This is a genomic window from Vibrio albus, assembly GCF_003144035.1.
In the GTDB taxonomy this organism is placed as follows: domain Bacteria; phylum Pseudomonadota; class Gammaproteobacteria; order Enterobacterales; family Vibrionaceae; genus Vibrio; species Vibrio albus.
Map to the genome: position 1 here is coordinate 639,698 of NZ_QFWT01000001.1, position 26,090 is coordinate 665,787.

Annotated in this window: 23 protein-coding genes; 3 read left to right on the forward strand and 20 right to left on the reverse strand. The window is 46.4% G+C overall.

What is annotated here, in order from left to right:
• The 13 genes from tadF to radA form a co-directional block, all read right to left on the reverse strand.
• On the reverse strand, positions 1-594 hold the full coding sequence (gene tadF, locus DI392_RS02890; protein ID WP_109318382.1) for a tight adherence pilus pseudopilin TadF: 594 nt from the start codon (positions 592-594) through the stop codon (positions 1-3).
• On the reverse strand, positions 569-1,102 hold the full coding sequence (locus DI392_RS02895; protein ID WP_109318383.1) for a TadE/TadG family type IV pilus assembly protein: 534 nt from the start codon (positions 1,100-1,102) through the stop codon (positions 569-571). Before DI392_RS02895 ends, tadF begins: the two co-directional genes overlap by 26 nt.
• Positions 1,089-1,964: a tetratricopeptide repeat protein gene (locus DI392_RS02900; RefSeq protein WP_109318384.1), complete on the reverse strand. Its 876-nt coding sequence runs from the start codon at positions 1,962-1,964 to the stop codon at positions 1,089-1,091. The genes DI392_RS02895 and DI392_RS02900 overlap by 14 nt, the downstream gene beginning before the upstream one ends.
• Before the next feature lie 5 nt (positions 1,965-1,969).
• A complete protein-coding gene (locus tag DI392_RS02905) occupies positions 1,970-2,875 on the reverse strand; it encodes a type II secretion system F family protein (protein ID WP_109318385.1) in 906 nt (301 codons plus the stop codon).
• Positions 2,875-3,792: a type II secretion system F family protein gene (locus DI392_RS02910; RefSeq protein WP_109318386.1), complete on the reverse strand. Its 918-nt coding sequence runs from the start codon at positions 3,790-3,792 to the stop codon at positions 2,875-2,877. The genes DI392_RS02905 and DI392_RS02910 overlap by 1 nt, the downstream gene beginning before the upstream one ends.
• Positions 3,789-5,072 carry a TadA family conjugal transfer-associated ATPase gene (locus DI392_RS02915; RefSeq protein ID WP_109318387.1) on the reverse strand — a complete coding sequence of 428 codons (1,284 nt, stop codon included), beginning with the start codon at positions 5,070-5,072 and terminating at the stop codon, positions 3,789-3,791. The genes DI392_RS02910 and DI392_RS02915 overlap by 4 nt, the downstream gene beginning before the upstream one ends.
• A gap of 6 nt (positions 5,073-5,078) precedes the next feature.
• Entirely contained in the window at positions 5,079-6,302 is a 1,224-nt protein-coding gene (locus DI392_RS02920) for a CpaE/TadZ family protein (protein ID WP_109318388.1), read from the reverse strand.
• Between the two features lie 18 nt (positions 6,303-6,320).
• A complete protein-coding gene (locus DI392_RS02925) occupies positions 6,321-6,866 on the reverse strand; it encodes a hypothetical protein (RefSeq protein ID WP_109318389.1) in 546 nt (181 codons plus the stop codon).
• Positions 6,863-8,209, reverse strand: a complete 1,347-nt coding sequence (locus tag DI392_RS02930; protein WP_109318390.1) for a type II and III secretion system protein family protein — start codon at positions 8,207-8,209, stop codon at positions 6,863-6,865. Before DI392_RS02930 ends, DI392_RS02925 begins: the two co-directional genes overlap by 4 nt.
• 75 nt (positions 8,210-8,284) lie before the next feature.
• Positions 8,285-9,139 (reverse strand): Flp pilus assembly protein CpaB, encoded by an 855-nt coding sequence (gene cpaB / locus DI392_RS02935; RefSeq protein ID WP_109318391.1) that lies wholly within the window; start codon positions 9,137-9,139, stop codon positions 8,285-8,287.
• A gap of 221 nt (positions 9,140-9,360) precedes the next feature.
• Positions 9,361-9,567 (reverse strand): Flp family type IVb pilin, encoded by a 207-nt coding sequence (locus tag DI392_RS02940; RefSeq protein WP_109318392.1) that lies wholly within the window; start codon positions 9,565-9,567, stop codon positions 9,361-9,363.
• Between the two features lie 648 nt (positions 9,568-10,215).
• Complete coding sequence (fusA, locus tag DI392_RS02945; RefSeq protein WP_109318393.1) at positions 10,216-12,303, reverse strand: elongation factor G; 2,088 nt, start codon at positions 12,301-12,303, stop codon at positions 10,216-10,218.
• Positions 12,304-12,401: 98 nt separating this feature from the next.
• Entirely contained in the window at positions 12,402-13,781 is a 1,380-nt protein-coding gene (gene radA, locus DI392_RS02950; RefSeq protein WP_109318394.1) for a DNA repair protein RadA, read from the reverse strand.
• A 173-nt stretch (positions 13,782-13,954) separates the two neighbouring features.
• Between radA and DI392_RS02955 the strand changes: the two genes are divergently transcribed.
• A complete protein-coding gene (locus DI392_RS02955) occupies positions 13,955-16,315 on the forward strand; it encodes a PilZ domain-containing protein (RefSeq protein WP_109318395.1) in 2,361 nt (786 codons plus the stop codon).
• Here the strand turns inward: DI392_RS02955 and DI392_RS02960 are convergent.
• Positions 16,308-16,886, reverse strand: a complete 579-nt coding sequence (locus DI392_RS02960; protein ID WP_109318546.1) for a YtjB family periplasmic protein — start codon at positions 16,884-16,886, stop codon at positions 16,308-16,310. The two genes, DI392_RS02955 and DI392_RS02960, sit on opposite strands and share 8 nt — an antisense overlap.
• A gap of 112 nt (positions 16,887-16,998) precedes the next feature.
• On the opposite strand from DI392_RS02960, the gene serB reads away from it, so the two are divergent.
• Positions 16,999-17,976, forward strand: a complete 978-nt coding sequence (gene serB / locus DI392_RS02965; protein WP_181388348.1) for a phosphoserine phosphatase — start codon at positions 16,999-17,001, stop codon at positions 17,974-17,976.
• 89 nt (positions 17,977-18,065) lie between these two features.
• On the opposite strand, the gene deoD is transcribed toward serB, so the two are convergent.
• The 6 genes from deoD to DI392_RS02995 form a co-directional block, all read right to left on the reverse strand.
• A complete protein-coding gene (gene deoD, locus DI392_RS02970) occupies positions 18,066-18,785 on the reverse strand; it encodes a purine-nucleoside phosphorylase (protein ID WP_109318397.1) in 720 nt (239 codons plus the stop codon).
• Positions 18,786-18,820: 35 nt separating this feature from the next.
• Positions 18,821-20,044: a phosphopentomutase gene (gene deoB, locus DI392_RS02975; RefSeq protein ID WP_109318398.1), complete on the reverse strand. Its 1,224-nt coding sequence runs from the start codon at positions 20,042-20,044 to the stop codon at positions 18,821-18,823.
• Between the two features lie 18 nt (positions 20,045-20,062).
• The gene (gene deoA / locus DI392_RS02980; RefSeq protein ID WP_109318399.1) at positions 20,063-21,394 is read right to left on the reverse strand and encodes a thymidine phosphorylase; all 1,332 of its coding nucleotides are present in this window, start codon (positions 21,392-21,394) and stop codon (positions 20,063-20,065) included.
• 24 nt (positions 21,395-21,418) lie between these two features.
• The gene (deoC, locus tag DI392_RS02985; RefSeq protein WP_109318400.1) at positions 21,419-22,195 is read right to left on the reverse strand and encodes a deoxyribose-phosphate aldolase; all 777 of its coding nucleotides are present in this window, start codon (positions 22,193-22,195) and stop codon (positions 21,419-21,421) included.
• A gap of 357 nt (positions 22,196-22,552) precedes the next feature.
• Positions 22,553-23,839: a NupC/NupG family nucleoside CNT transporter gene (locus DI392_RS02990; RefSeq protein ID WP_109318401.1), complete on the reverse strand. Its 1,287-nt coding sequence runs from the start codon at positions 23,837-23,839 to the stop codon at positions 22,553-22,555.
• A gap of 193 nt (positions 23,840-24,032) precedes the next feature.
• Positions 24,033-24,836, reverse strand: a complete 804-nt coding sequence (locus tag DI392_RS02995; RefSeq protein ID WP_245883908.1) for a TatD family hydrolase — start codon at positions 24,834-24,836, stop codon at positions 24,033-24,035.
• A 251-nt stretch (positions 24,837-25,087) separates the two neighbouring features.
• Here DI392_RS02995 and DI392_RS03000 point away from each other — a divergent pair, with 251 nt between their 5' ends.
• Entirely contained in the window at positions 25,088-26,086 is a 999-nt protein-coding gene (locus DI392_RS03000) for a BMP family lipoprotein (RefSeq protein ID WP_245883910.1), read from the forward strand.
• Positions 26,087-26,090: the final 4 nt, after the last annotated feature.

Here is a 26,090-nt window from a genome sequence, read left to right on the forward strand (position 1 = left end):
CTACCTCCCTACCGCGACTGAAGTAGAACTTACTCTTTCAAAGCCACTACTTAGAAGATCAGCGACCAAATTATCCGTATCATAACAAAGCGTGATCCGGTAAATAGGAGGATGTCTTTCCAGAGTAGTGGTAATTCTTAAGTCAGCCTCTATATCGGCAAGCGTCTGACCAACGCTGCACACTAATGTCCCCGAATTATATACAACCAGAGTATTAGGGGTGTTATCTGTGTAGGTTTGTTCCTCCAGACGCATACCAAATTTTGCTTCATCAAATGACCCTGTGATGCGTTTCATCGAATTTTCCACAACGGTATATATATTAGTTACATGCTCGCCACTCATTGGGTTATTCAGATCAAAACTATCATCCGAACCAGGGGCTGATGCGAGAGTATCACCAGAATACAGTTGAGTTCGTTCTTTTATAATACTGACAGCAGAGTAAGATAACCGATCCAGCTTTCCTTTCATTGAAATCTTAATGATCGCATCCTGTGCAAAGGCCAGAAGGACACCAAGCAACAAGCCCACTATTGAGAACTCGATCGCGAACGTACCTTTTTGCCTAAATATCGAATTGAGACCGTTCATATTCCTGTACCACAATGATTTCGCGAGAAAACACAGAATTTTTGTCCGAAAAATAACTGAATATACTGTTGTAGTCATAGCTGACATGGTAAATAGCTAACGAACTGCCTGATTCTGAACCACAAGTGTTATCACCGTTGTCACCCGGTGGAACACATACGTCAGTCACTCCTGCTAAGCTGCTCAGGTTGTCGACATAACGCACCGTCATATTGGCTGTCAGGCTGTCAACATCAACAAACTTACTCCAGAAATCGTCCTCACTAATAACTTTTTCGAATATCTTCTGGTAATGACTATCCACATTATCAGGATCCAACTCTGTTTTCTTCGCTGAACGGGAAGCTTCTGTAATAGCCAGATCGCAAATAGCGGTAATATAAGAGATATAACTCATCTCTGCCCATGCTCCGATAAGCAACCAAAAGGCAAAAAATCCCAGGGCAAACTCAATAGAGGCCACCCCTTTTTGCCATGCTTTTCCCAGATGCGATTTAATGCGCTTCATAATCCGGACCTCTGTCCACTTTTACCTGAATACTGGCGGCTGAACCTTCCTGACTAATAGGTAGCTGATTTGGCTCCTCTTCTTTCTCATTCACTTTACTCATCCCCCTGAGTATCAGGAAAATACGCTGGATGTCCTCCTCGCTATAGTCCTGTTCCTTCAGAATCTCTCTTACTGCTTTGTATTCTCCCAATTTGGCATAAGCAATAAGCAGGTTCGACGTAATCTGTGTGTCGCCTCCTGTCTTTAAGTATAGCGGCTGAAGCCTTTGCACTGCGGATCGATAGTTCTCTTCAATTAGATCGATTACTGCTAAGTTGTTCTTGATAATGGCATCATCGTAATAATGACGACGGGCACTCAGAAAATGCTCTCTGGCAGAAACCAGTTCACCTCGCTCAGCCTGAATCAACCCCATCAGGTTTTCAGCTTCTGGGTAAGACGCGCTGAGAGATAAAGCGGTCTGTGCATATTGGTAAGCCTCCAGATAGTTACCGGATAAATAAGCCACACGGGCTTTCAAAAACACAATCTTAGCCGCATGCTCCTCATCCGATTCTATTTCTGTCAGGTGAAAGCTGGCTGACTCGGTATCACCTGACTCCAGGTAAGCTTCTATTAATTTAATTCTCGTCTCTGTCGAGTAATTCTCTTTAAGCTGCTGTTTATAAAAAGTAATCAGTTGTTCTCTGTTTGCCGTGTTTAACAATATCTGTTCTTTAGATTCACTACGTACCTGATCCGCTTGTGCCTGTATGGTCGAATTACCTGATGCACACGCCCCCACCAGAAAAGCAAGTAACAGAATACTTCCAGCCCTGCCTATCAAGCGAAACCCGTTAGAAAACCCATTCCCGAACATAACCGTTACCCCAGCATTCTCATTACCCCCGGAGCCGTGATGAGAATCACGATAGGGATCATAATAAACAGAATCAAAGGCACCGACATTTTGGCTGACAGAGAACCGATCTGTTCTTCCAGATTCAGCATCTGTACTTCCCTGATATCCACCGCTAATGTGGTTAACACCGTATAGATAGACGACCCATACTGCAGGCTCTGATTCAATGTCATCACAAAACTGCGAATTTCTGATGTTGGTACACGCTTGTACAGTTCTTCCAAAGCTTGCTCCAGCCCAACAATATGCGCCCGGTCATTGGTCCGCTTCAGCATATAAGCCAGGTCACGGTCAAAGCCCGCCATCTCCTGAGAGAGGTAACTCATCGCCGCTTCAATGGTCATCCCGGTCTGAACACAAACCCCCATCAAATCGAGCAAATAAGGCAACTGGTTAGAAATATGGCGCTGCAAAGCTTTAGTCCGCATGTCGAGATAAACATCAGGGAAAATAATGGAAATCACGACCCAAACCAGGGCTAAAGCACCGATATATAAAGTCGTCATTCCTGTCTTAAGCCCTAAGACAACGATAACCCCGACCCCCAGCAACATCAGAAAATACTTGGCGGGTAAAAACCAATGGGCAAAACGCAGATTATAAAAGCCAGCCGCAATAAATTTATCAGACACGTCGAGTTTTGATGCGGCAAACAAGTTAGTAACGTATTTTGTGACTTCTTCTGTCGTCTGGGTATCAGACTCTTTTTTAGGACCCTTTTCACTCAGACCAAAACGTTTTAGCCTTCGGCTCCGACGAAACTGTTCAAAACCGACATAGACAAAACTCGACAAACCCACCACAACAAACCAGAGTGCCAGTATCAGTTGAATATGGCTCTGACTAAGCCAAACTATGATTTTGTCCATCAGCGTACCCTCTTCATGAGTCCCCAAACGATACTGATACCAATGAATTCACTGATCAGCATGTAATAGAGGATCGGCCTGCCTGCATCGTTGAACATCACATACTCATAATTCTCTGCGCTGATATACTGCATGATGAACAAGAAGATAAAAGGAATAGAGGCCACTATTTTTGCAGACATCCGGGCTTCTGACGTCAGTGCATACTTTTTCTTTTCTATTGCTCTGGCATCAAACATAAGGCGGTTTAAACGTGTCATCACCTCTTTTAACTGGCCGCCGCGGTGCATATTTGCCCTCAAGGTGATCACAAAGAAATGGAAGGAGGGATAAGGGAAACGCAAACAGGATTTTTTAAAAACCTCATCCGGCGTATCCCCCATCTGCAGTCGGTCGCCCATTACCTTAAACTCAGCCCCTACATCACCATCGAGTGTTTTCCCGACATACATAATGGCGTGCATAATACTTTCACCCGCCGACACCGCACTGGTCAGGATATTCAGAGCATCAGGAAACGCTTCTTCAAACTGTTTCTGTTCACGTTTTTGCAGCCAGTTATGACCCAGGTGCAGACCCAGTAGAACAATAAGCGTGGTGACGACATATTCATTACCACGAATAAAACGAGCATTAATTTCCATTCCGGCAAACACCAACAACGCAAGAAAGCCAGCCGCTTTCAGCAATGGAAATTTGCCCAGCTGTTTGCCGAGATTATGCAGCTTAATTTCCACTCTCTGCCTGAACGTCCGTTCTGTCAGCGTGCTAAAGTCCACGGCCTGATCATCATTGGCCAGAGAATACACTCTGACCGTCTTGTTATAGGCTTCCAGATAGTTATGCTTTTTCCTACCGCTGAAAATGCCGACCAGAAGTAAAATGATACCCACACCGACCAATAGAAGATAAATCATATATACCCCCTTGCCTGGAACAACGAATCAAGTTGGTCACTCAGACCAAAGAAGCGGGCTTTTTCTACCAGAACAGAGCGTTTCATCAGACCAGCGGTAATAAAGTTCCCTTCGACACGATCAGCTCCAGGAGTGACCTGTCCGGGTTTAAACCGGAATATTTCTTCCATCACAACACTGGATCCTTCCAGGCCAACCACTTCCGTAATGCTCATGATTTTCCGAGTACCATCATGCAAGCGACTCACCTGAATAATGAGGTCTATAGCGCTGACAATTGTCCTTCGGATCGCCTCCAGCGGTAAATTACTGGTCGCCATCATCACCATAGATTCCACCCGCGCTAACGCATCACGAGGAGTGTTTGCGTGAAGGGTTGACATAGAGCCATCGTGCCCGGTATTCATTGCCTGTAACATCTCAAACGCTTCGGGACCCCGACACTCCCCGACAATAATCCGGTCAGGACGCATACGCAGAGCGTTAATCACCAGATCACGCTGCTTAATAGCACCGGTATTTTCAATACCAGCTGTACGGGTTTCCAGACGAACAACATGGGGCTGTAACAGCCTTAGTTCCGCCGCATCTTCGATAGTCACAATACGTTCTTTTTCGGAGATATACTGAGAAAGCGCGTTCAACATGGTGGTTTTACCAGAACCTGTACCACCGGAAATCAGAATATTCAGACGACAACGGGAAGCGATCATCAATAGCTGCGCCATTTCATCACTCATGGTACCGTAGCCAATCAGTTTAGGGACATCGATTGCCTGCTTCTTAAACTTACGAATAGAAATGGATGTACCGTCAATAGCAATCGGCGGGATAACGATATTCACCCGGCTACCATCTTCCAGACGGGCATCACACAGAGGCATTGAATCATCGACCCGACGACCTATTCTGCCGGCTATCCGCTTGGCAATCTCGATAACCTGGGCCTCATCCACAAAGGTAATGTCTGACTTTTCAACCAGTCCATCACGCTCTATATATACGTTGTCACACCCGTTCACCATGATATCGGTGACAGACTCATCCTCCATCAAAGGCTGGATAGGTCCAAGGCCATGCAGTTCATCCACCAGGCTTTTTACAAACTCATGCCTTAACACAAGCGGTACCGTCAGGGACTCTTTATCCACCAGCATGGCGACCGCTTTGGATAACTGTTCGCCCAGCTGGTCATCATCCAGCCTCTGGATGGCCTCAGGATCAAGGGCATCAAAGATCTGTCTTCTGAGCGCCTTATAGACTTCTTTTGTTTCACTCATAACGACCTACCTAGAAAATAAGTGGAAGCCTTTCTTCTCTTCCTCACCAACAATCAGAGAAACAAGTCGGTATAACGCTTTTTCCGGCTTACCCCCGGACATGCAAATCCTTTTACCATCCAGAACCATTGCATCCAGCTTTTTGATATAAGGAATGACAACGTCTACAGGCTGATGCAGATACTTCTCCACCTCTTCCTGGGTCACTGTCGCGGCAGCGTCAGGAACAATACAGTTCATCACCATATATAGGCGGCAGGATAAGCTGTCTTTATCCTCAACCATCCGCTGCTTGATACGGGCGGCTTCCCTGAGGGCTGAAACCGTCGGGGTCAGTACCAGAATCATACAGTCAGACAATTCCGCCAACTCTTTGTGGTCAAAACATTGCTGAGAAATCGAGGATAAATCCTCAATCAGGAAATTCACGTTTTCTGATACCTGAGAGGCCACCGTTTTGGTGTATTCCTTGATATCGGTATTCCCCATCCCCGCCGAGGGAGCCAGAGACAAGACCGAAAGCAACTTGCTGGATTTATTCAGCATGCTTTGCGCAGAAGTCGGATCCAGCGTTGTCGCAAATGCCCCAGCCCTTATCTGCCGCTTCTCGAACTTCTCCATACCCAGCATAATGTCGAGGTTTCCCCCCATATAATCGTTATCCACGACCACACATGACGAGTTTTTCTTTTCGGACAGCAAATACGCCACTTCAGAGCAGATAAACGTGGTTCCGACCCCACCTTTACAACCGATAATACTGATTTGCTTCGCTTTACGTTTTTTCCCCAGTCCACGGTTACTGTGGCGGTTATCATGCACGCTCAGAACAAATTCGATCAGTTCATGCTTGGTAATGGGCCAGAACAGATAGTAAAAACCCATCTGTTTCAGGTTACGAATGGTAGAAATAGCATCTTCACTACCAATAACAATCACAGAAGCATCATTGGGTAACAGGTGACTGATCCGCTCTGCATCCCGGCTGATATCCGAACTCTCGTTCAGCTCGATAATGACAATTTCAATCTGTTCATTCCGGACATGTTCTCTGATATTTTCGTCCGAGTTCACCAGTAGAGCAGGAGGAACCAAACCTTCAAAACGGTAAGCCTCTTTAACCAGGGAGTGACATTTTTCAGTCTGATAAAAAAGCACAGAAGTAATTTCCTGTTGCTTTTCAACCTTCTGGTTTTCACCCTTTTTGAGGATATCGACTAAATCAAACATATACTTACCTCCCCCCGACTACTCAGTATCCGGCTGGTTCTTTTCCGAATCGCCCATATACCCTGTGTTCAGCATGTTTTCCGGATAAACCATCGATTGCCAACGTGCACTATCGGTGTAACAGCCAATGTTTGTCTGTCCGAAATTACCGATTTTTTCGTAGTCACACACCTCAACCACAGAACGATACACCATGGTCTGGAACTTCATATCAAATGGCACCTTACCGGTGGTATCCATCGCTTTGTTCAGGGTAACTTTATCTTTGTTAACCCCCTGTTCCAGAAGGTACTGGTAATAGTGGTCGGCTAACGCTTTCCCCGGCTTGGTATACCAGACCAGATTCACTTTCTGAGTCGTGACTTTCAGCCAGTGTGACTGCACATAGTTATCCAGCTCCTGGCGCGCTTTGTCCTGCTTATCTTTTTTGATGGTAATACCAATTGAATATGTCACCGGCACCACCTGGATTTCCGCCCCTTCCCGTTCAGCAATATGCTCGGCGCAACCGCTTAGTACCACTGATACTCCGGATAAAATCAATAAAGAAAATAAATGTCTCATTGCTTAAACCCTCCGCTGGTCAGGATTTGACGAGCCCACATACCTTCTGCTTTGTCATAAGTTCCATCCAGAGCGAAGAAACGGCGCAGTGTCGGTGTTTTTTCCATGGTTGGAAGCTGGACTTCAGACGGATGAATAGGCTGAACCAGATTAACGGTCGCGACGATAATCAGCTCTGTTTTGGTTCTTTCTGTTTCAGTGTGTCTGAACAGAGCCCCAAGAATAGGAATATCACCGATATAAGGAATCTTCTGCAGGGATTCTCTGTCTTCCGTATTCAATAACCCACCCAGAATAAAGCTCTGACCATCACCAAGCTCAACTGTTGTTCTGGCCCGGCGGGTTTTCAGTGCCGGCAGACTGAAACTGGCACTGGTATAGGTGTTGTCCAGCGCACTCACTTCCGGCATCAGTGACAGCTTAATCTTGTCGTCACGCAAGACTTTCGCCATCATTTCGAGACGAACACCGTATTCCCGATACAGCACATTTGTCCCATTATTGGTAACGGTGACGACCGGAATTTCCCCACCGGCAAGGAAACTCGCGGTCTCACCGGATATTACCGACAGGTTAGGTTCTGCTAGAACCTGCCCTACATTGTCATCACCAATCGCAGTGATGACAGAAATAATATCGTCTGCATTAATATTGTTCAGTGGATAGGAAAAAATACCGTTCGAGCCAACATTACTGAGCTGAATCCCAAATTCTTCCAGAAATGAATGGGTCACTTCAGCAATAGAAAGCTTCACGTTAACCTGCTTGGTTGCGATCACTTCAATATGGTTAACCAGCCCCTTGTACTCATACTTTCGCATGAAGTCCATTTCACTGCTTCCGCTGTCCAGGTCCCACTCCACGGTGGTGATCTTCGCTTCTTTCCCCAGCAGTTCACCAACCAGCTTGTAGATATCGTCTTTTATCTGTTCGGTTGCTACTGTCCCGCTCAGTACGGCCTGGTCACCCAGGTTATAAATTTCCACATCACTATCGGGAAAACGTAACTGGATTTGCTGCTGGATCTGCACAAAACTCCGGTTCACGATAAGTGTTCTTGAAATGAGCGTTCTGCCTTCTTCATCGAAAACAAGAAAAGACGTTGTACCAATCTTTTTACCAAAGAAGACCACCTTGTTCTTTTCAATAACCTGATAGTCCGCAACTCCTGGTTCAGAGATAAACACCGAACCAATATCAGTAGAAACCTGAATGGTCTTCGCTTCACCTTCAGAGAGGTTGACAATACGCGCTGCGGACGCAGAGAAACTGCAGACCAACAGAGCAATCACCAGTCCCCGGAGTAACAGAAGAAGTGAACGAATAGAAACATGTGTATCCATACCACTTTACCTTTATTGTATTTCTGTTGTCTTTCGCAGAATAAAACCGTACAGCCAGACCGGACTACCTGCACTCTACCTGACAGATGAGCTACCCGCCCTGTACTCTTTAATCGCCCGATACGTTGGCAATACATCCCCGGAATTGGCCTGTATGAGCTCAGCCTGTTTCGGCCCCATTGATTTATGGAACTCTAGCTGGGAAATTCTCTTCGCAATCGCCAGCTTAGCGATCTGCTGACGGGTCAGTTCCAGAATTAAGCTGACTTCAACCGTCGCCGGGTTGACTTTCGTCGCCGGTTTCTCTGTTTTCTGTACTTTGATCACCCGGACTGCCATCAGAACCGGTGAAATAGAGATATTTCGGAAATCTTTGATCTTATTGGTTGTCGCCAGGTTCTGAGATTGTGAAGAAAGCGCGATAATATCGACATAGCTACCATGGGTAATGACACCGCCCACAATGGTGTCAGGGTTAACCTTCATTCCGTAAGGCACCATGTTTTCGGAAATAGTCAGATCGACATAGCGGTCCTGCTTTGGCGTCACAAAATCGGCATTGGTTACCCATTGTTCGGCTATCAGGTTATCCCCGGCAACCATACCAGCCACAAACTTGATATTAATATCCGGGATCATCCCTTCTTCGTTTTCTGCGAGCCCGTGCATTCTGGCTTCATCGTAAGACACCATCCGGGACTGAAGGGTATCGGCAGTAACAAACTGTCCGGGGAGAATATCTTGTTTCGCAGTCCAGATACGAACCCTATTCTCCGTCGCCATCTCTTCAGTCTCCTGAATTTGGCCAGAAAGTTCACGCTTCGGCTCTTCAGGTTGGGAAGTATTAGATGTTAATATACGTCCGGATAAGCCATATAATCCCGCACCTACAGCGATAAGGGCTATCGGAACCAATATTCTGAGGTTCATAAACTCACCTCACCATGAGATATTTATATATTAATTGGTTAGCATACATTTTTAACCAATATTATTTTAAACAGGTGAACACTCAAACTTACCAGTAAAAGTTAATAAGTCGGTGAGTATGTAATTAACAAAAAAAACACCACCGACTTAAGAGTATCCACTCTATTTTCTTGTGTAAAAAACAGCATGCCCAGGCATAAAAATGCCCATACAAAATGAAACTACTGAGCACTCTGAATTTGAGTCGATATTGTGTTCATAGCATCATTAAGAGCAGTTGCCAAAGGACCTGTATCTGAAAAGACCAAGAGCATAATAGCTGCGATAGCCACACCTATGATGGCGTATTCAATAGAAGTAACACCACGTTGGTCGCGTTTGAAGTGCTGAAGTGCAAGTTGAAGCTTTACATAAGTAGAAATAGACATAATAAACTCCGGTGTATCTAAGTTAGGAAATGAGTTTACTTGCTAAGTAATAAATTCAAATAAACCCGCCCTTAACAAAAGGCTAGTTTATAATTTTATTAACAGCAAAGTTTTTTAACCCAATATCAAACTTTATTCCTAGTACTATTCGTAAGTTAATGTTTGTATTAATAAAATTATTATTAAAAAATCAGACTATTAACCTATGAGTAAAAACCAGAAGACAGAAAGATAAAGAATTGCTGTTTTTAAACAGCAATTTAATTAGAGTTCGTTTTTATAATATAATCAATTTTAAATTTACTTGTTTCGAATCATACTCAAATAAATAAATAAGTTCCTTTATTTATCAATAAGATAAAAACACAATTCTCAAAAATAAGACACAATTTCATTATTACAAAAAATGAGAATATATAAAAAAATATCTCATTTAGCTCAATTTTGCCTAGTAATATTTTTCTTTATAAGTAGCTGTAATTAAAAAACAAACTAAAGAAGTCAGATAAGCCTTAAGCCTTTTTTATATAGGAAAGACAGGGTTATCGTCATCCTGTCGTGATTAAGCGGTAAAAACAAAAAAAGCCCTACAGGTATACCTGTAGGGCTCTGTTGTAAAATTTGTAAAGCGTAACAATCAGCGAGTGATTACTTAGCGTCTTTCTGTGCTTTCACTTCAGCAATAACTTCATCAGCAACGTTCTGTGGACATGCAGCGTAGTGGCTGAATTCCATAGAGAACTGACCACGGCCAGAAGTGATAGTACGCAGGTGACCGATGTAGCCGAACATTTCAGACAGAGGTACGTCTGCTTTAATGCGAACACCAGTTACGCCAGCTTCCTGATCTTTGATCATGCCGCGACGACGGTTAAGGTCACCGATTACGTCACCAACGTGATCTTCAGGAGTGAATACGTCAACCTTCATGATAGGTTCAAGAAGTTGCGCACCGGCTTTAGGCATAGACTGACGGAATGCGCCTTTCGCTGCGATTTCGAACGCGATTGCAGAGGAGTCCACTGCGTGGAAGCCACCGTCAAACAGTTCAACTTCAACGTCAAGTACAGGGAAGCCAGCAAGCACACCCTCGTCCATCATCATTGCGAAGCCTTTTTCAACTGCAGGCCAGAATTCTTTAGGTACGTTACCACCAACAACCGTTGAAGAGAACGTAAAGCCAGAGTTAGGCTCACCAGGCTTGATGCGGTAGTCGATCTTACCGAACTGACCAGAACCACCAGACTGCTTCTTGTGCGTGTAGCTGTCTTCAACGGCCTGAGTGATAGTTTCACGGTAAGCAACCTGAGGTTGACCTACTTCCAGCTCAACGCCGTAAGTACGCTTCAGGATGTCTACTTTGATGTCCAGGTGAAGTTCACCCATACCTTTCAGGATAGTTTCACCTGAATCTTCATCAGTCTCAACCTGGAATGATGGATCTTCTGCAACCATTTTACCGATCGCGATACCCATTTTCTCAGAGCCGCCTTTATCTTTAGGCTTAACCGCAATAGAGATTACTGGTTCTGGGAAGATCATTGGTTCCAGAGTACATTCGTTCTTAGGATCACACAGAGTGTGACCAGTCTGAACGTTCTTCATACCAACAACAGCGATGATGTCACCCGCTTGTGCTGAATCGATTTCGTTACGCTCGTCCGCGTGCATTTCAACCATACGGCCGATACGCTCTGTTTTACCAGTTGCAGAGTTAAGAATGGTGTCACCTTTCTTCATCTTACCAGAGTAGATACGAATGAAGGTTAGAGCACCGAAACGGTCATCCATGATCTTAAACGCAAGCGCACGTAGTGGCTCATCTGCAGATACAGTTGCAACTTCACCAGTTGGTTCACCAGTTTCGCTGTCTGTCAGAGGCTGAGGATCAACTTCTGTTGGTGCTGGCAGGTAATCTACAACCGCGTCAAGCATTGGCTGCATACCTTTGTTCTTAAACGCAGAACCACAGTAAGTAGGGAAGAATGCCAGATCACGAGTACCTTTACGGATACAAGCTTTGATCTGTTCAATAGTTGGTTCTTCACCGTCCATGTATGCCATCATCAGGTCATCGTCCTGCTCAACAGCAGTTTCGATCAGCATTTCACGGTATTCAGCCGCTTTCTCAGCATACTCAGCAGGAATTTCTTCAACTGTGTAGTTTTCTGGCAGACCTGAGTCATCCCAGATCATTGCTTTCTGGCTCAGTACGTCGATAACACCACAGAACTCATCTTCGATACCGATAGGCAGAGTCATAACCAGTGGAGTTGCGCCCAGAACGTTTTTCACTTGCTCTACAACGCGGTAGAAATCTGCACCCATACGGTCCAGTTTGTTTACGAAGATCAGACGAGCAACTTCTGATTCGTTCGCATAGCGCCAGTTAGTTTCTGACTGAGGTTCAACACCACCAGAACCACAGAATACACCAACACCACCATCAAGAACTTTCAGAGAACGGTAAACTTCAACAGTGAAGTCAACGTGTCCCGGAGTATCGATGATGTTTAGGCGGTGATCTTTCCAGAAACAAGTGGTTGCTGCTGACTGGATGGTGATACCACGTTCTGCTTCCTGCTCCATAAAGTCAGTTGTTGCAGCGCCGTCGTGTACCTCACCAGTACGGTGGATCTTACCAGTTAGCTTAAGGATACGCTCTGTAGAAGTAGTTTTACCCGCGTCTACGTGAGCAAAAATACCAATGTTTCTGTATTTCGATAAGTCAGTCATTGTCTTACTCTGTTAATAAGGTATAAATTGCGCGCAGAGTATATCACAATCTAAAAATACTGATACCCTTGCGTGCATGTGAATATAAAAAAATACAATTATAGCTCATCAAACGCTTCTATCGCTTCTGACAGCTTTTTCACTCCGTGAATCTGCATGCCGTCAATGCCGCCTTTTGGCATATTGGCTGCAGGAACAATCGCCTTTTTAAATCCGTGCTTAAAGGCTTCCATTAATCGCTCCTGCCCGCTTGGGACCGGACGGATTTCACCGGCCAACCCCACTTCGCCAAATATTACGACATCTTTAGGTAATGCCCTGTCTCTGAAGCTAGACAGCAATGCCATAATTAATGCTAAATCCGCACTGGTTTCTGTCACCTTCACCCCGCCGACGACATTAACAAACACATCCTGATCTGCCATCTGCAGACCTCCGTGTTTGTGCAATACCGCAAGTAGCAAAGAAAGCCGGTTTTGTTCCAGCCCGACAGCCACTCTTCTCGGGTTGGCCAACTGGGAATAGTCCACCAGCGCCTGGATTTCAACCAGCAGCGGCCGGGTACCTTCCCAGAGTACCATCACCGAGCTGCCGGATGTCTCTTCTTCCCCACGAGAAAGGAAAATCGCAGAAGGATTACTCACTTCACGCAACCCCTGCCCTGTCATCGCAAAAACGCCTAATTCATTCACCGCTCCGAAACGGTTTTTATTGCTACGCAGAGTCCGGAAACGGCTGTCGTTGCCTCCGTCCAGCAATACCGAACAGTCAATAATATGCTCCAGTACTTTAGGCCCGGCCAGTGTGCCGTCTTTCGTTACGTGACCGACAATAAATACGGCAACATTATTCTGTTTAGCATAACGGGTCAGCGCAGTGGCTGACTCCCTAACCTGAGCGACACTGCCAGGAGAGGATTGCACATCGGCTACATGCATCACCTGAATAGAGTCAATAACCATGATCCGGGGCTGCTCTTTTTCCGCCACCTGACAAATCTTATCAACATTGGTTTCTGACAACATTTTCAGATGCTCTTTCGGCAGCCCTAAACGGGAGGCACGCAGTGCAACCTGCTGAAGCGACTCTTCCCCGGTGACATAGAGAGCCGGTATCTGTGATGAAAGCCAGCACATGGTTTGCAACAGCAGAGTAGATTTTCCGGCACCAGGGCTACCACCGATAAGAATTGCAGCACCCGGAACAACTCCCCCTCCCAGAACCCGGTCAAGCTCCTTAAAACCACTGGTAAAACGAGGCACTTCCTGCAGATCAATCTCGGACAGTGTCTGAACAACGGATTCCGTCGCTGCGCCGGCATAACCACTCAGACGTTCATTACGTGCAGCCTGAGGAGAGGCGGCCAGCCTGACCTCGGTAATGGTGTTCCAGCTACCACAGGCATTGCACTGCCCCTGCCAACGGGGAAAATCTGCGCCACAGTCATTACAAACATATGCTCGTTTTACTTTTGCCATGTGCTCTAAATCACCTTTTACCGGTTTTATTTTCTGAATACCTAAGTGGCTTCAAAAACCTTTATACAAAATAGGTCTATTGTAACTTTTGTTAATAACAGTAAGAATTGAGTCTTAACTTTTTCCAACTGTTGCCGATACTTACACTAAGGTGCACACTTTAACAGAAATTTATGCAGCAATCTGACATTCTCTCTCTGGTTGAACAACTCATTCCTGTCTATGGTGCAGAAGACTTTGAACTCGTTCTGGCTCAACTGACGGAAGAGGCTCCCCCATCAGCAAAAGTACTGGTGAAGATGGAGCTGAATCGTATTATGGCTCCGTGTTCAAAATCGATTGATCTGCGGGGACGGGTGCAGGGAGAGTGTCGTGAATATCATCTGGATGGGTTTACTCACTGGCTGGATGATGTTGCCATCAATTCCTATCACAGAAAGATAAAGCAGTTTGGCAGTTACACCGAAGGGGTTTGGGAAGCACTGGTTAATACCCATAATAACTTCCGGGTAATGCGAAAAAAAGAAAAAACGGAAAACGGAAATACCCACTCGGAAGCGGACAGTCCGTTTTTAGTGGAAGCCATTAAGATGGGCTATACACTCAAACGCCAGGAAAAGCGCCTGAAGATGGCGACTCTGGTTGAAGTGACGCTACAAACCGGACAAAACATTCATGCCACCAGTGTCGACTTATCGAGTTCCGGTGCAAAGTTCAAGGTTCCGACAGCCTTTAATTACAACCTTGGCGGTACCCTGAAAGCTCAGTTTGTGCAACTGGCTAAACATACCAAGCTGACTGAACTAAGCCACCCCATAGAGTACCGTATTATTGGTGTCGATGACTGTTATGAGAATAATAGTATCCGCTGGCTCAGGGTGTTGCGCCTGACGAAAACCGATATCATTGAAAAAGCCATTGAAGCATTACTCACCTCAACGGCCAAAAAAACTTACCACGATAATCAGGATCTGATTCTGCAGGCCCGAAATCATGGATTTGAATACACCAGCATAAAACACACTGCCAATCTGCCGCTGTTTTTTAATGGTACCGAACTGAAGTTTGCTCTGCTTAATGAGTATAATCAGTCTGTCTGGGATTACTGGCATGATGAACGAAATCAGCCCATGCTCGGGGGGCTGTTTTCAGAAAAGAGAATGGCAGAGCTCGCCCAGCCTGGTGTAAAAAATACCAGTAATGTCCTCTACTCATTTATCCACGAACATAAAGAACGACTCCTGCATTATTCCATGTTAATGCCAGAAGCAAGCCGGGAAGAACGTCAGCTTTTCTGGCATGCCGGAGCAAGGAGAGAGAGCTGGAAAGCGTTTCGTCTGTCCGTGTATGAGCTATCTCCGGAGGAAATTTCACATTTTTTGCAGGCATTTTCCAGTCAGGACGACATCACTATCGGTGATCCCAATCAGAATATGCTGACTCATGTGTGTATTCTTCAGGAAATTGCGGATGCGGAATCCCGGCGGGATTATCTGCTGACAGAAAAACCCTCACTCGACAGCAGCACTCTGAACCGTTTCCGCCAGTCAAAGAAAGTGACCTGTTCCCCTAGAGGCATTTACTACGATGCAAAATCACGTCGCAGTGAACCTCGCTTTATGTTTAAGTCTCCTGTAGAAATCACCGCAGGTGACAATACTCTGCAGGGCCATACTGTCAATTTTTCTTCCAAGGGACTATTTATAAAGCTGGAAGCTCCTCTTATTTATAAAGCCAATGCACCCGCTAAAATCAGCTTTAAAGAGCTTCAGCTTTACGATAAAGAAGCGCCCCTGACCGATGTTCCCTATACCATTATCCGTATCAGTCCAAATGGCCTTAATATACAACTTGCCATTGAGGACAATAACAGTACCAGACAGACGGTTTCCTTTATAAAAAGGCTGATTGCCCACAATAAAGAAAAACTGCAGGCATCTCAGGAGCAGTTACCTCCGGTGGAACTATTGACCACCATGTACGGCTCAATTCTTAACCGTCTGGTATCAACCCCATACTACGTATCGAAGGTATCCCGGTTACTGAGGCCCGTCGCCGTTGGAGTCAACTACCCACTGATGTCCTACCTGAAAGTTCTGGATAAACTCGGACATGAGAGAAATTTGTCCGTTGAGCCAGTGTTTAAAGGCAGGACTAACACACTACTGGCTATTCCCTTACGGCCGATATCCACCCCGAAAGTCACCTATCACGAAATGTATATTGCCGTCGTGAAAAAAGGAGAGGAGATCGATGTCATCCACACCCGGCTACTCAGTGATTTCAAATCACTAAAAGAGCGGATTTTGTTTATCAAGAAAGCCAAGCTTATGGGGGATTTTTATGCCCTGAGGATATCGGCTGTTCCGGTGACATCAGGCATTACCCATATACTGAGCGAACAACTGGAGAATCTGGCTGCTGCGGCTATTCACAGAGCCAGAGCACTGGAAAAAGAATTCAGTGCCATTATGGGCTACGGCGAACTGACAGATATCACGGATGAAGTGCTTATCCGCCTCGAACTTACCTGATCTTTCCGGGATGACGTCGTAGGACAAGCGTCAGCAAGACCCCACTAATAAAGCTCAGAACGATCATGATATACATATAGCGGTCACTTTTACGGTAATGATGATCGGATATTGCTGTGACCATCCCTTTTTCAAACGTGATCCGCACATAACCAATCAGATTAGACTCATTTAATACCGGTTCAACCAGTTGCAAACGGCCTATGCTTGCCGTCGCCAGTGGGGTGTCCAGACCCAGAATCTCTCGGGCAGACTGAGCATTCTCACTGGACGCCAGCTTCACTCCCTCTGAATCATAAATGGTCGCATCAAACACCAGTCGCTCACTGGCCAACTGGTCTGTCAGGCTGAGCAACTGTTCCTGATCACCGTTGATGATCATTTCACTGGCAGAATGAGCCGCCTGAGAGGCAAGCAGTTTGGTCAGTGTCTCCAACTGATGTGACTGGATCTTTTCATTACCTTTACTGATGACGTAGCTGTTCTGAGCGATATAGATAAACATCAGCACCAGCAAGATAATGGCAATACTTTTAAGAAACAGACGTAAAGAAAACGGGGAATTTTTCATAAAAAAGTTCATTTTTTAAAACTAGGGCTAATATTGATGCTTGCCTTTTCAAATTGCAATAGGGTAACTTTGCAGCATTGCACATTTAACTAACCAAACAGGCAAGGAAGCAGTGACTAAGCAAACACTACATATCCAAAAACACACCACTCTTATCGAGCGTCTTCCGGAAACTCGTTTTTCATCTCAAATGGATAAAAACAAGGCAAACTGGATCGTATTCTCGACTTCTCTTTCTCCAACACATTTTGATGATATCGATTTCTTTACGGGTGACTACAACCCAATTGTCGACACATGGAAAGTCGGCCAGTACGACGTCGCGCTGATGTCCGGTGAACTAACAGCTGAACATGAAAAAATTCTGCAGGCACTTCAGCTGGATTATGCGTCTCTGAACAATATTCCTGATCTGTCTCAACCGGGACTGATTGTGATGGATATGGATTCTACCGCTATCCAGATCGAATGCATCGATGAAATCGCCAAGCTTGCTGGTGTGGGTGAGCAGGTGTCGGCTGTCACTGAACGTGCTATGCAGGGTGAACTGAATTTTGAAGAAAGTCTTCGAGAGCGTGTCGGTACACTGAAAGATGCGGACGAAGGCATTATAGCCAAGGTACGGGAAAATCTGCCAATGATGCCGGATCTGGAAGCCCTGATTTATACCCTGAAACAGTTTGGCTGGAAAACCGCTATCGCTTCCGGCGGGTTTACTTATTTCTCTGACAAGCTGAAACAGGAGCTGGATCTTGACCATGCTCAGTCTAATACGCTGGAAATTATCGACGGCAAGCTGACAGGGAAAGTATTAGGTGAAATTGTCGGTGCGGAGAAAAAAGCCCAGATCCTTGGGGAGCTGACAGAGAAGTTCGGTGTTAAACCATCGAATACCATTGCGGTCGGTGACGGTGCCAATGACTTAGTCATGATGAATACAGCTGGTCTTGGTATTGCTTATCATGCCAAACCAAAAGTGGAAAAACAGGCTCAGACAGCTATCCGTTACAGCGGACTGGGCGGAATACTGTGTATTCTTTCCGGCGCACTGGCAAAACAGCGAAAAGTTAGCTGGCAGGCGAAGCCTTAATCAACTTCTTATCCCTTTAATATTTTTAGTCTTTACTCTCGTTCCCACGCAGGAGCGTGGGAACGAGGAGAACAGGAATGACGAGTACCTTACTCTTTATCACCCAGAAGCACTGAATCCAGAGCGATTTCAATCATTTCGTTGAACGTATTCTGGCGCTCTTCAGAAGTGGTTTGCTCACCGGTTTTGATATGGTCAGAAACGGTGCAGATTGCCAGAGCCTTAGCACCGTATTCAGCTGCCACACCGTAAATACCGGCCGCTTCCATTTCCACACCCACGATGCCGTATTTATCCATGACATCGAACATGTCCGGATCTGGCGTGTAGAAAAGTTCAGCTGAGAACAGGTTACCGACTTTCACATCAATACCGCGCGCTTTCGCCGCTTCTTCTGCCGCTTTCACCATCTTATAATCGGCGATAGCCGCAAAGTCGTGGTCCTTAAAGCGGATACGGTTTACTTTGGAGTCAGTACACGCCCCCATACCGATCACCACATCACGCAGTTTGATATCTTCATTTACTGCACCACAGCTGCCGACACGAATGATCTTCTTCACACCGAAGTCTTTGATCAGCTCTGTTGTGTAAATAGAACAGGACGGGATGCCCATACCATGGCCCATCACAGATACTTTACGGCCTTTGTAAGACCCAGTGAAGCCTAACATACTGCGCACATCACAGACCTGAACCGCATCGTCAAGAAAGGTTTCAGCAATGTACTTAGCACGTAGCGGATCGCCCGGCATCAGTACAACGTCTGCAAAATCACCCATTTCAGCATTAATATGTGGAGTCGCCATTGATTAAATCCTTAACATTTCAGTTAGTTTTTCTTTTATAAAAAGCTTTTGCCGTATTCCATATCGGAGGTACCGAAGTACTCAGCAAGACTCTGGCCGATATCCGCGAACGTATCGCGGCGTCCCAGAGAGCCCGCTTTTATCTTATGACCATAGACCAGCACAGGAATGTGTTCACGAGTATGGTCTGTGCCCTGCCAAGTCGGATCGCACCCGTGGTCAGCCGTAATAATCAGCAGATCATCCTCTTCCATCGCGTCCAGAATTTCCGGCAGACGCTGGTCAAAATATTCAAGCGCAGCTGCGTAACCCGCCACATCACGGCGGTGACCATAGGCAGAATCAAAATCAACAAAGTTAGTAAAGATGATAGTGTTATCACCTTTTTCTTCGCTGATCTGCTGCATCGTCGCTTCAAACAGGTCAGGAATACCGGTTTGCTTCACCTTTTTGGTGATGCCGCAGTGCGCGTAGATATCGGCGATTTTACCGATAGATACCACCTGCCCGGCTTTTTCGTCCACCAGCTTCTGAAGCACTGTGGCAGCAGGTGGCTCGACCGACAGATCTCGACGGTTACCCGTCCGGACAAACTCACCCGCTTTCGGGCCAACAAACGGACGTGCTATCACCCGGCCGATATTGTAGTCTTCCAGCTCTTCACGAACGATCTGACAGAGCTCCATCAGGTTCTCTAAGCCATAAGTCTCTTCATGGCAGGCAATCTGGAATACCGAGTCAGCCGAGGTATAGAAGATAGGCTTGCCGGTCTTCATATGCTCTTCACCCAGTTCATCCAGCACCACGGTGCCCGAAGAGTGGCAGTTACCCAGATAACCGGGGATACCGGAACGCGCGACAATGCGATCCAACAGTTCCTGCGGGAAGCTGTTTTCTTTATCGGTGAAATACCCCCAGTCAAACAGGACCGGCACACCGGCAATTTCCCAGTGACCGGACGGGGTATCCTTACCGGATGACAGTTCCGCTGCATGTCCGTAAGCACCAATGATCTCAGCGTCTTTATCCAGACCGACAGGGAAATTTCCCGTTGACTCTTCAGCCGCCAGACCTAGACCCAATTTAGACAGGTTTGGCAACGTAAGCGGACCTTTACGCTGTTCGTTATCAGCCAGACCTTTTGCACACTGCTCAGCAATATGCCCCAGAGTGTCAGAACCGACATCACCAAACTTCTCGGCATCAGCGGTTGCACCGATACCGAACGAGTCCAACACTAAAATAATCGCTCTTTTCATCTTTATCTCCTGCGGATGCTACACATCATCTCTTCTGATCCTGCAATACACATCCGGAGTTACTGTATACGGTCGCTCTCCGACCTGAATAGCATTCTGCAATGCCTCTGCTGCCAGCTGCCATTGCTCTTCACTGCGCGCATGGATCACCGCCAGCGGCTTACTGCTGTCAGTTGTTTCTCCAAGGCGGATAAACCGGTCAAAGCCTACCGCATAATCGATACTGTCTGTTGCTACGCGGCGACCGCCGCCCATTGCCACCACAGCCATGCCGATGGCTCTGGTATCCATAGCTGACACAACACCCTTTGTCGTTGCATATACTGGTTTTACGATTTCAGCGGTATCTAAATAACTATTATAGTTCTCGACAAAATCGGCCGGGCCACCTAACCCGGAAACCATTTTGCCAAACCGCTCAGCAGCCGCGCCGTTATCCAGAACCGCCTGCAGCTTGCTTCTGGCTTCGTCAGTGTCTTTCGCCAATTGCCCCAACACCAGCATTTCAGCACAGGAAGCCATGGTGACTTCCAGCAGCCGCGGATTACGGTATTCGCCCGTCAGGAAACGGACGGCTTCCCGCACCTCAACCGCATTACCGGCCGATGATGCCAGCACCTGGTTCATATCGGTCAGAATAGCGGTCGTTTTCGTACCGGCACCATTAGCCACAGCAACGATAGATCTAGCCAGTTCTTCCGACGCTGCATAGGTCGGCATAAATGCGCCAGAGCCCACTTTCACATCCATCACCAGAGAATCCAGCCCGGCCGCCAGTTTCTTAGACAGAATAGAGGCCGTGATCAGCGAGATATTATCGACGGTTGCCGTAATATCCCGGGTGGCATACACACGCTTGTCTGCCGGTGCCAGGTTACCGGTCTGGCCGATAATGGCGACACCCGCTTCTTTAACGACCTGCCCAAAACGCTTATTGTCCGGGGTAATACTGTAACCGGGAATAGATTCCAGTTTATCCAGCGTGCCGCCGGTATGCCCAAGGCCACGCCCTGAGATCATCGGTACATAACCACCACATGCCGCCACCATCGGGCCAAGCATCAGAGACGTCACATCCCCGACGCCGCCGGTTGAATGCTTATCCACCACAGGGCCGCCGAAGTCCATATGGCTCCAGTCAAGCACCATTCCGGAATCGCGCATGGCACAGGTCAGTGCAATCCGCTCGGGCATGGTCATTTCATTAAAGAAAATCGCCATGGCAAACGCGGCAATCTGACCTTCAGAGACGCTGTTATCGGTCACGCCCCGGATAAAAAAGTTAACTTCATCCGTGGTGAGGATTTCTCCGTCACGCTTTTTGCGGATAATTTCCTGAGGTAAATACATTCGACCCTCCTGCTCTTTGCAAAATTAGTATGCGGCAGGATCGGCCGTTTCGTCAGTTACCTCTAATGTATTCAGTAGATTGGTCAGCAGGCTGGAAGCGCCAAAGCGGTAATGCATGTTGTCAGCCCAGTCAGCGCCCAGAATCTCATCCGCCATCGCTAAATATTCTGCAGCATCTTCTGCCGTGCGTACCCCACCGGCTGGTTTAAAGCCGACTTTTTCAGCGACACCCATATCACGGATCACTGTCAGCATGATTCTTGCGGCCTCTGGCGTGGCGTTCACCGGCACTTTACCAGTGGAGGTCTTAATGAAGTTAGCGCCCGCTTCAATTGAAATCTCAGAGGCACGCTTGATCAGCGCTTCTTCTTTCAGTTCACCAGTCTCGATAATCACTTTCAGCAGAACATCGCCACAGGCTTCTTTACACTGCTTCACCAGTTCAAAACCTGTTTTCTCATCACCGGCAATCAGAGTGCGGTACGGGAAAACCACATCTACTTCATCAGCGCCGTAGGCCACGGCCGCTTTCGTCTCAGCAACCGCGATATCAATATCGTCATTACCATGAGGAAAGTTGGTAACCGTTGCGATACGAATCTCGGGTGTACCTTGTTCTTTCAGCGCTTTCTTTGCCACAGGAATAAAGCGTGGGTAAATACAGATGGCCGCCGTATTGCCAGCGGCTGTTTTCGCATCATGGCAAAGGGCGATTACCTTTTTGTCTGTGTCGTCATCATTCAGCGTGGTTAAATCCATTAATTTAAGTGCGCGTAGTGCTGCAGCTTTTAAATCGCTCATTTCTATCTCCGATCAATATATTCAATTAGCCTGCCTACCCCTGAATAATCCAGGCTATTAGGTGGCGAAATGAACGGACTTGGTTCCCTGAAGACTTGATATCATTCTCTCTGAAAAATGAATGTATCAATTGCAATCCCTGTCACCGCACAGTACCAGTCTGGTCTATGGTAAGTGTTTCATTTCCCGAAACACCTAAGCATTATAGGTACTCCCTGTGTCCCCAACAATGCCGCCGACAAACGCAAACGTTTTATATCTCAAAAAAATTTTCCGGGAAAAATATAAACTTAAAAAAACACCGTAACAATGCGTTGCTACGGTGTTATTAAACAGGCTTAACCGTTCTCTTTTAACTTACATAGCCGCAAGAGAAATACAGAAACCTGCGATAGTTGCCGCCATCAGGTTAGATAGCGTACCGGCGACAACCGCTTTAATACCCATACGGGCGATATCATGACGACGCTTAGGCGCAATACCACCAAGACCACCAAGCAGAATCGCGATAGAAGACAGGTTAGCAAAACCACACAGTGCAAATGAGATAATTGCCGTGGTCTTCTCAGACAGTACCCGGCCGGTTTCAGCCACAACCTGAGCGCTGTCACCGACATAAGGTACAAAGTTCAGATAAGCCACAAACTCATTCACTATGGTCTTCTGACCGATAAAGGAACCTGCCAGCGTGGCTTCTTCCCATGGAACACCAATCAGGTAAGCCAGAGGCGCAAATAGCCAGCCCAGGATCAGCTCAAGGCTCAGGTTCTCCATACCGAACCAGCCACCGATGCCGCCCAGAATACCGTTCAGCAGCGCTATCAGGCCGATAAATGCAATCAACATTGCGCCAACGTTCAGTGCCAGTTGCAGACCAGAAGAAGCACCGCCTGCTGCCGCATCAATCACGTTCGTAGGTTTGTCGTCAGCCCTGGAGATTTCTTCTTCGGAAATCTCATCTTTAAAACGATCGCCTTCCGGAATAATAATTTTGGCAAACAGCAGGCCACCCGGCGCAGCCATAAAAGAAGCAGCGACCAGGTATTCAAGTGGAACGCCCATCGATGCGTAGCCAGCCAGTACACCGCCAGCGACAGAAGCCAGACCACCACACATAACCGCAAACAGTTCTGATTGTGTCATACGGGAGATGAACGGACGGACAACAAGCGGCGCTTCTGTCTGACCGACAAAGATATTAGCCGCCGCAGACATAGATTCAGCACGGGAAGTGCCCAGCGCTTTCTCAAGGCCACCACCGATAATTTTGATCACCCACTGCATCACACCCAGGTAGTACAGCACAGAAATCAAAGCAGAGAAGAAAATCAGGGTTGGAAGTACACGAAAGGCGAAGATAAAACCACCACCACCGAAGACCTCAAACATCTTGTCAGAAATCAGTCCACCGAACAAAAATGACGCACCGTCGTTACCAAAACTAATAACGCTTGCAACACCGTTCGAAAAACCACCTAACAGATCTTTCCCCCATGGCACATACAACACAAATGCCCCGAGAACGAATTGGATTATAAAAGCACCACCAACGGTGCGGTAATTAATCGCTTTGCGATTTTCAGAAAGCAGAATGGCAATACCCAGCAGTACCAGCATTCCGATTAGGCTCATAAACAGGCTCATAGTTTATGGATCCTTATAAGTTAAAATTGGCGTGTTAGAAGTTGGAGCTAAAAAGCGTGGCGATTATATACATGAGCCTATATTTTAGATAACACTGACATCACACTTTCATAGTAACGACATACTACATACATTATAAACAGTGATAAACATCACACAAAATACTTACAGACATTATCTTTTTAACAGAAAGTCAACTAAAACCAAACAAATTACACCCATTTTGCCAGATTTGACAGGCAATCGTTTGCTCCTCTTCTTTTCGCAACAAAATTAACTCATTTAGCACCATTTTAAGCATCATGGGGTGATTGGGTCTTCCTTGATATCCATACAGAGGCATATCCGGAGCATCCGTTTCTAAAACCAGAGAATCGAGCGGAAGAGCGGAAATCGTACTGCGGGTTTTATTGGCTCTCGGATAAGTGATCGTTCCTCCGACACCAATATAAAAACCGAGATCGATAAAAGATTTAGCCTGCTGATAACTGCCTGAAAAACCATGCAACACTCCGCCACCGGATAACTGAGCTTTTTTCAGCATTTTCACCATAGGCTGATGTGCCTTCCGGCAATGCAGAACCAAAGGCAGAGAATACTTTTTCGCTAAACCGATATGCTGTTCGAACAGGGCCTGTTGGGCTGCTTCGTCATACTCAGTCAACGCAAAATCCAGCCCGCATTCCCCTACCGCAACACAGCCTGATTGCACACCATGACGGCACTGTTGCTGTAACCGGGAATCCAGTAAAGCAACATGCTCATAGGTGTGCCGATCAAAAAAATAAGGATGCATACCAAGCCCGTAATATATACCCGGATAAATTTCAGAGATCCTTGCGACCTCATCCCAGTTCCATTCCCCGACAGAGGGGATAAATATTTTCTCCACTCCGGCAGTCCGGGCTTTCTCAATTTCTCCGCTGAGATCATTTTTAAATGGTTCAAAATCCAGATGACAGTGAGTGTCAAAAAGAGGAGGCGGTATTTTTAACAAGGCATCTGTCCTATTATCTATTTGTTACAATTTGGTAAGAATATCGCTCATTTCAGGGCAATTAGCATTAAAAAAGCAAAAAATAGCCCTAAAGCTTGTGAGCTGACTGCTTTTCATTTTTAATAGCAAACGATAAAATCGTCAGGTTACTTGATTTACATCTAAAATAATATTTACACAACGGCATTACACAAAGGTACAGGGTTAGATACCCACTAACTGTATATTTTGACAAATATAGGGACACTCTCGTGAAAAAAACCACTTTAAAACTGACTGCACTGGCGATGGCCATGTCTTCGTTTGCTGCATTTTCAGCACCAAAACCAGCGGTTATCTATGATACGGCAGGTAAATTCGACAAATCGTTCAACGAAGCTGTTTTTCAGAACGGTGTGAAAGTATTTGAAGCAGATAAAGGCGTTAAGGTTCGTGAATTTGAACCACAGAATGAAGCTCAGCGTGAGCAAGGGTTACGTCGTCTGGCAAGCCGAGGTTTCAGCCCTATCGTTGCGGTCGGTTTCAATATGGCTTCTGCCATTGAAAAAGTAGCGACTGAATTCCCTGATATCCATTTCGCCATCATTGACTCGGTGGTTGATAAACCAAACGTTCAGTCTATTGTATTCAAAGAACATGAAGGTTCTTTCCTGGTGGGTGCTCTTGCCTCTAAAGCATCTAAAACAGGGACTGTCGGCTTCGTTGGCGGTATGGATATCCCGCTGATTCGTAAGTTTGAATGTGGTTACGAGCAGGGTGCAAAATACGCAAACTCTGAAGCAACCGTTCTACAGAACATGACTGGCTCAACTCCTGCAGCCTTTGCTGACCCGGCAAAAGGTTCTGAGCTGGCAAAATCTCAGTTCTCTAAAGGTGCAGACGTCATCTACGCAGCCGCTGGCGGTACTGGCCTTGGTGTTTACCAGGCAGCAAAAGATGCCGGTAAATTTGCTATCGGCGTTGACGCTAACCAAAACCACCTTCATCCGGGTACCATGCTGACCTCTATGGTTAAGCGTGTGGGTGTCGCAGCATACAAAACCTGGGAAGAAGGCATGGAAGGCAGCTGGAAACCAGGCATCAAAGTACTTGGCCTGAAAGAAGGCGGTGTTGAGTGGGCTCTGGATGAGTACAACGCTGACCTGATCACTCCTGAAATGAAAGCTTACGTGGAAAGCCTGAAGGCTGACATTATCGCTGGTAAGATCATGGTTCATGACTATATGTCAGACAATACCTGCACTTACTAAGCGT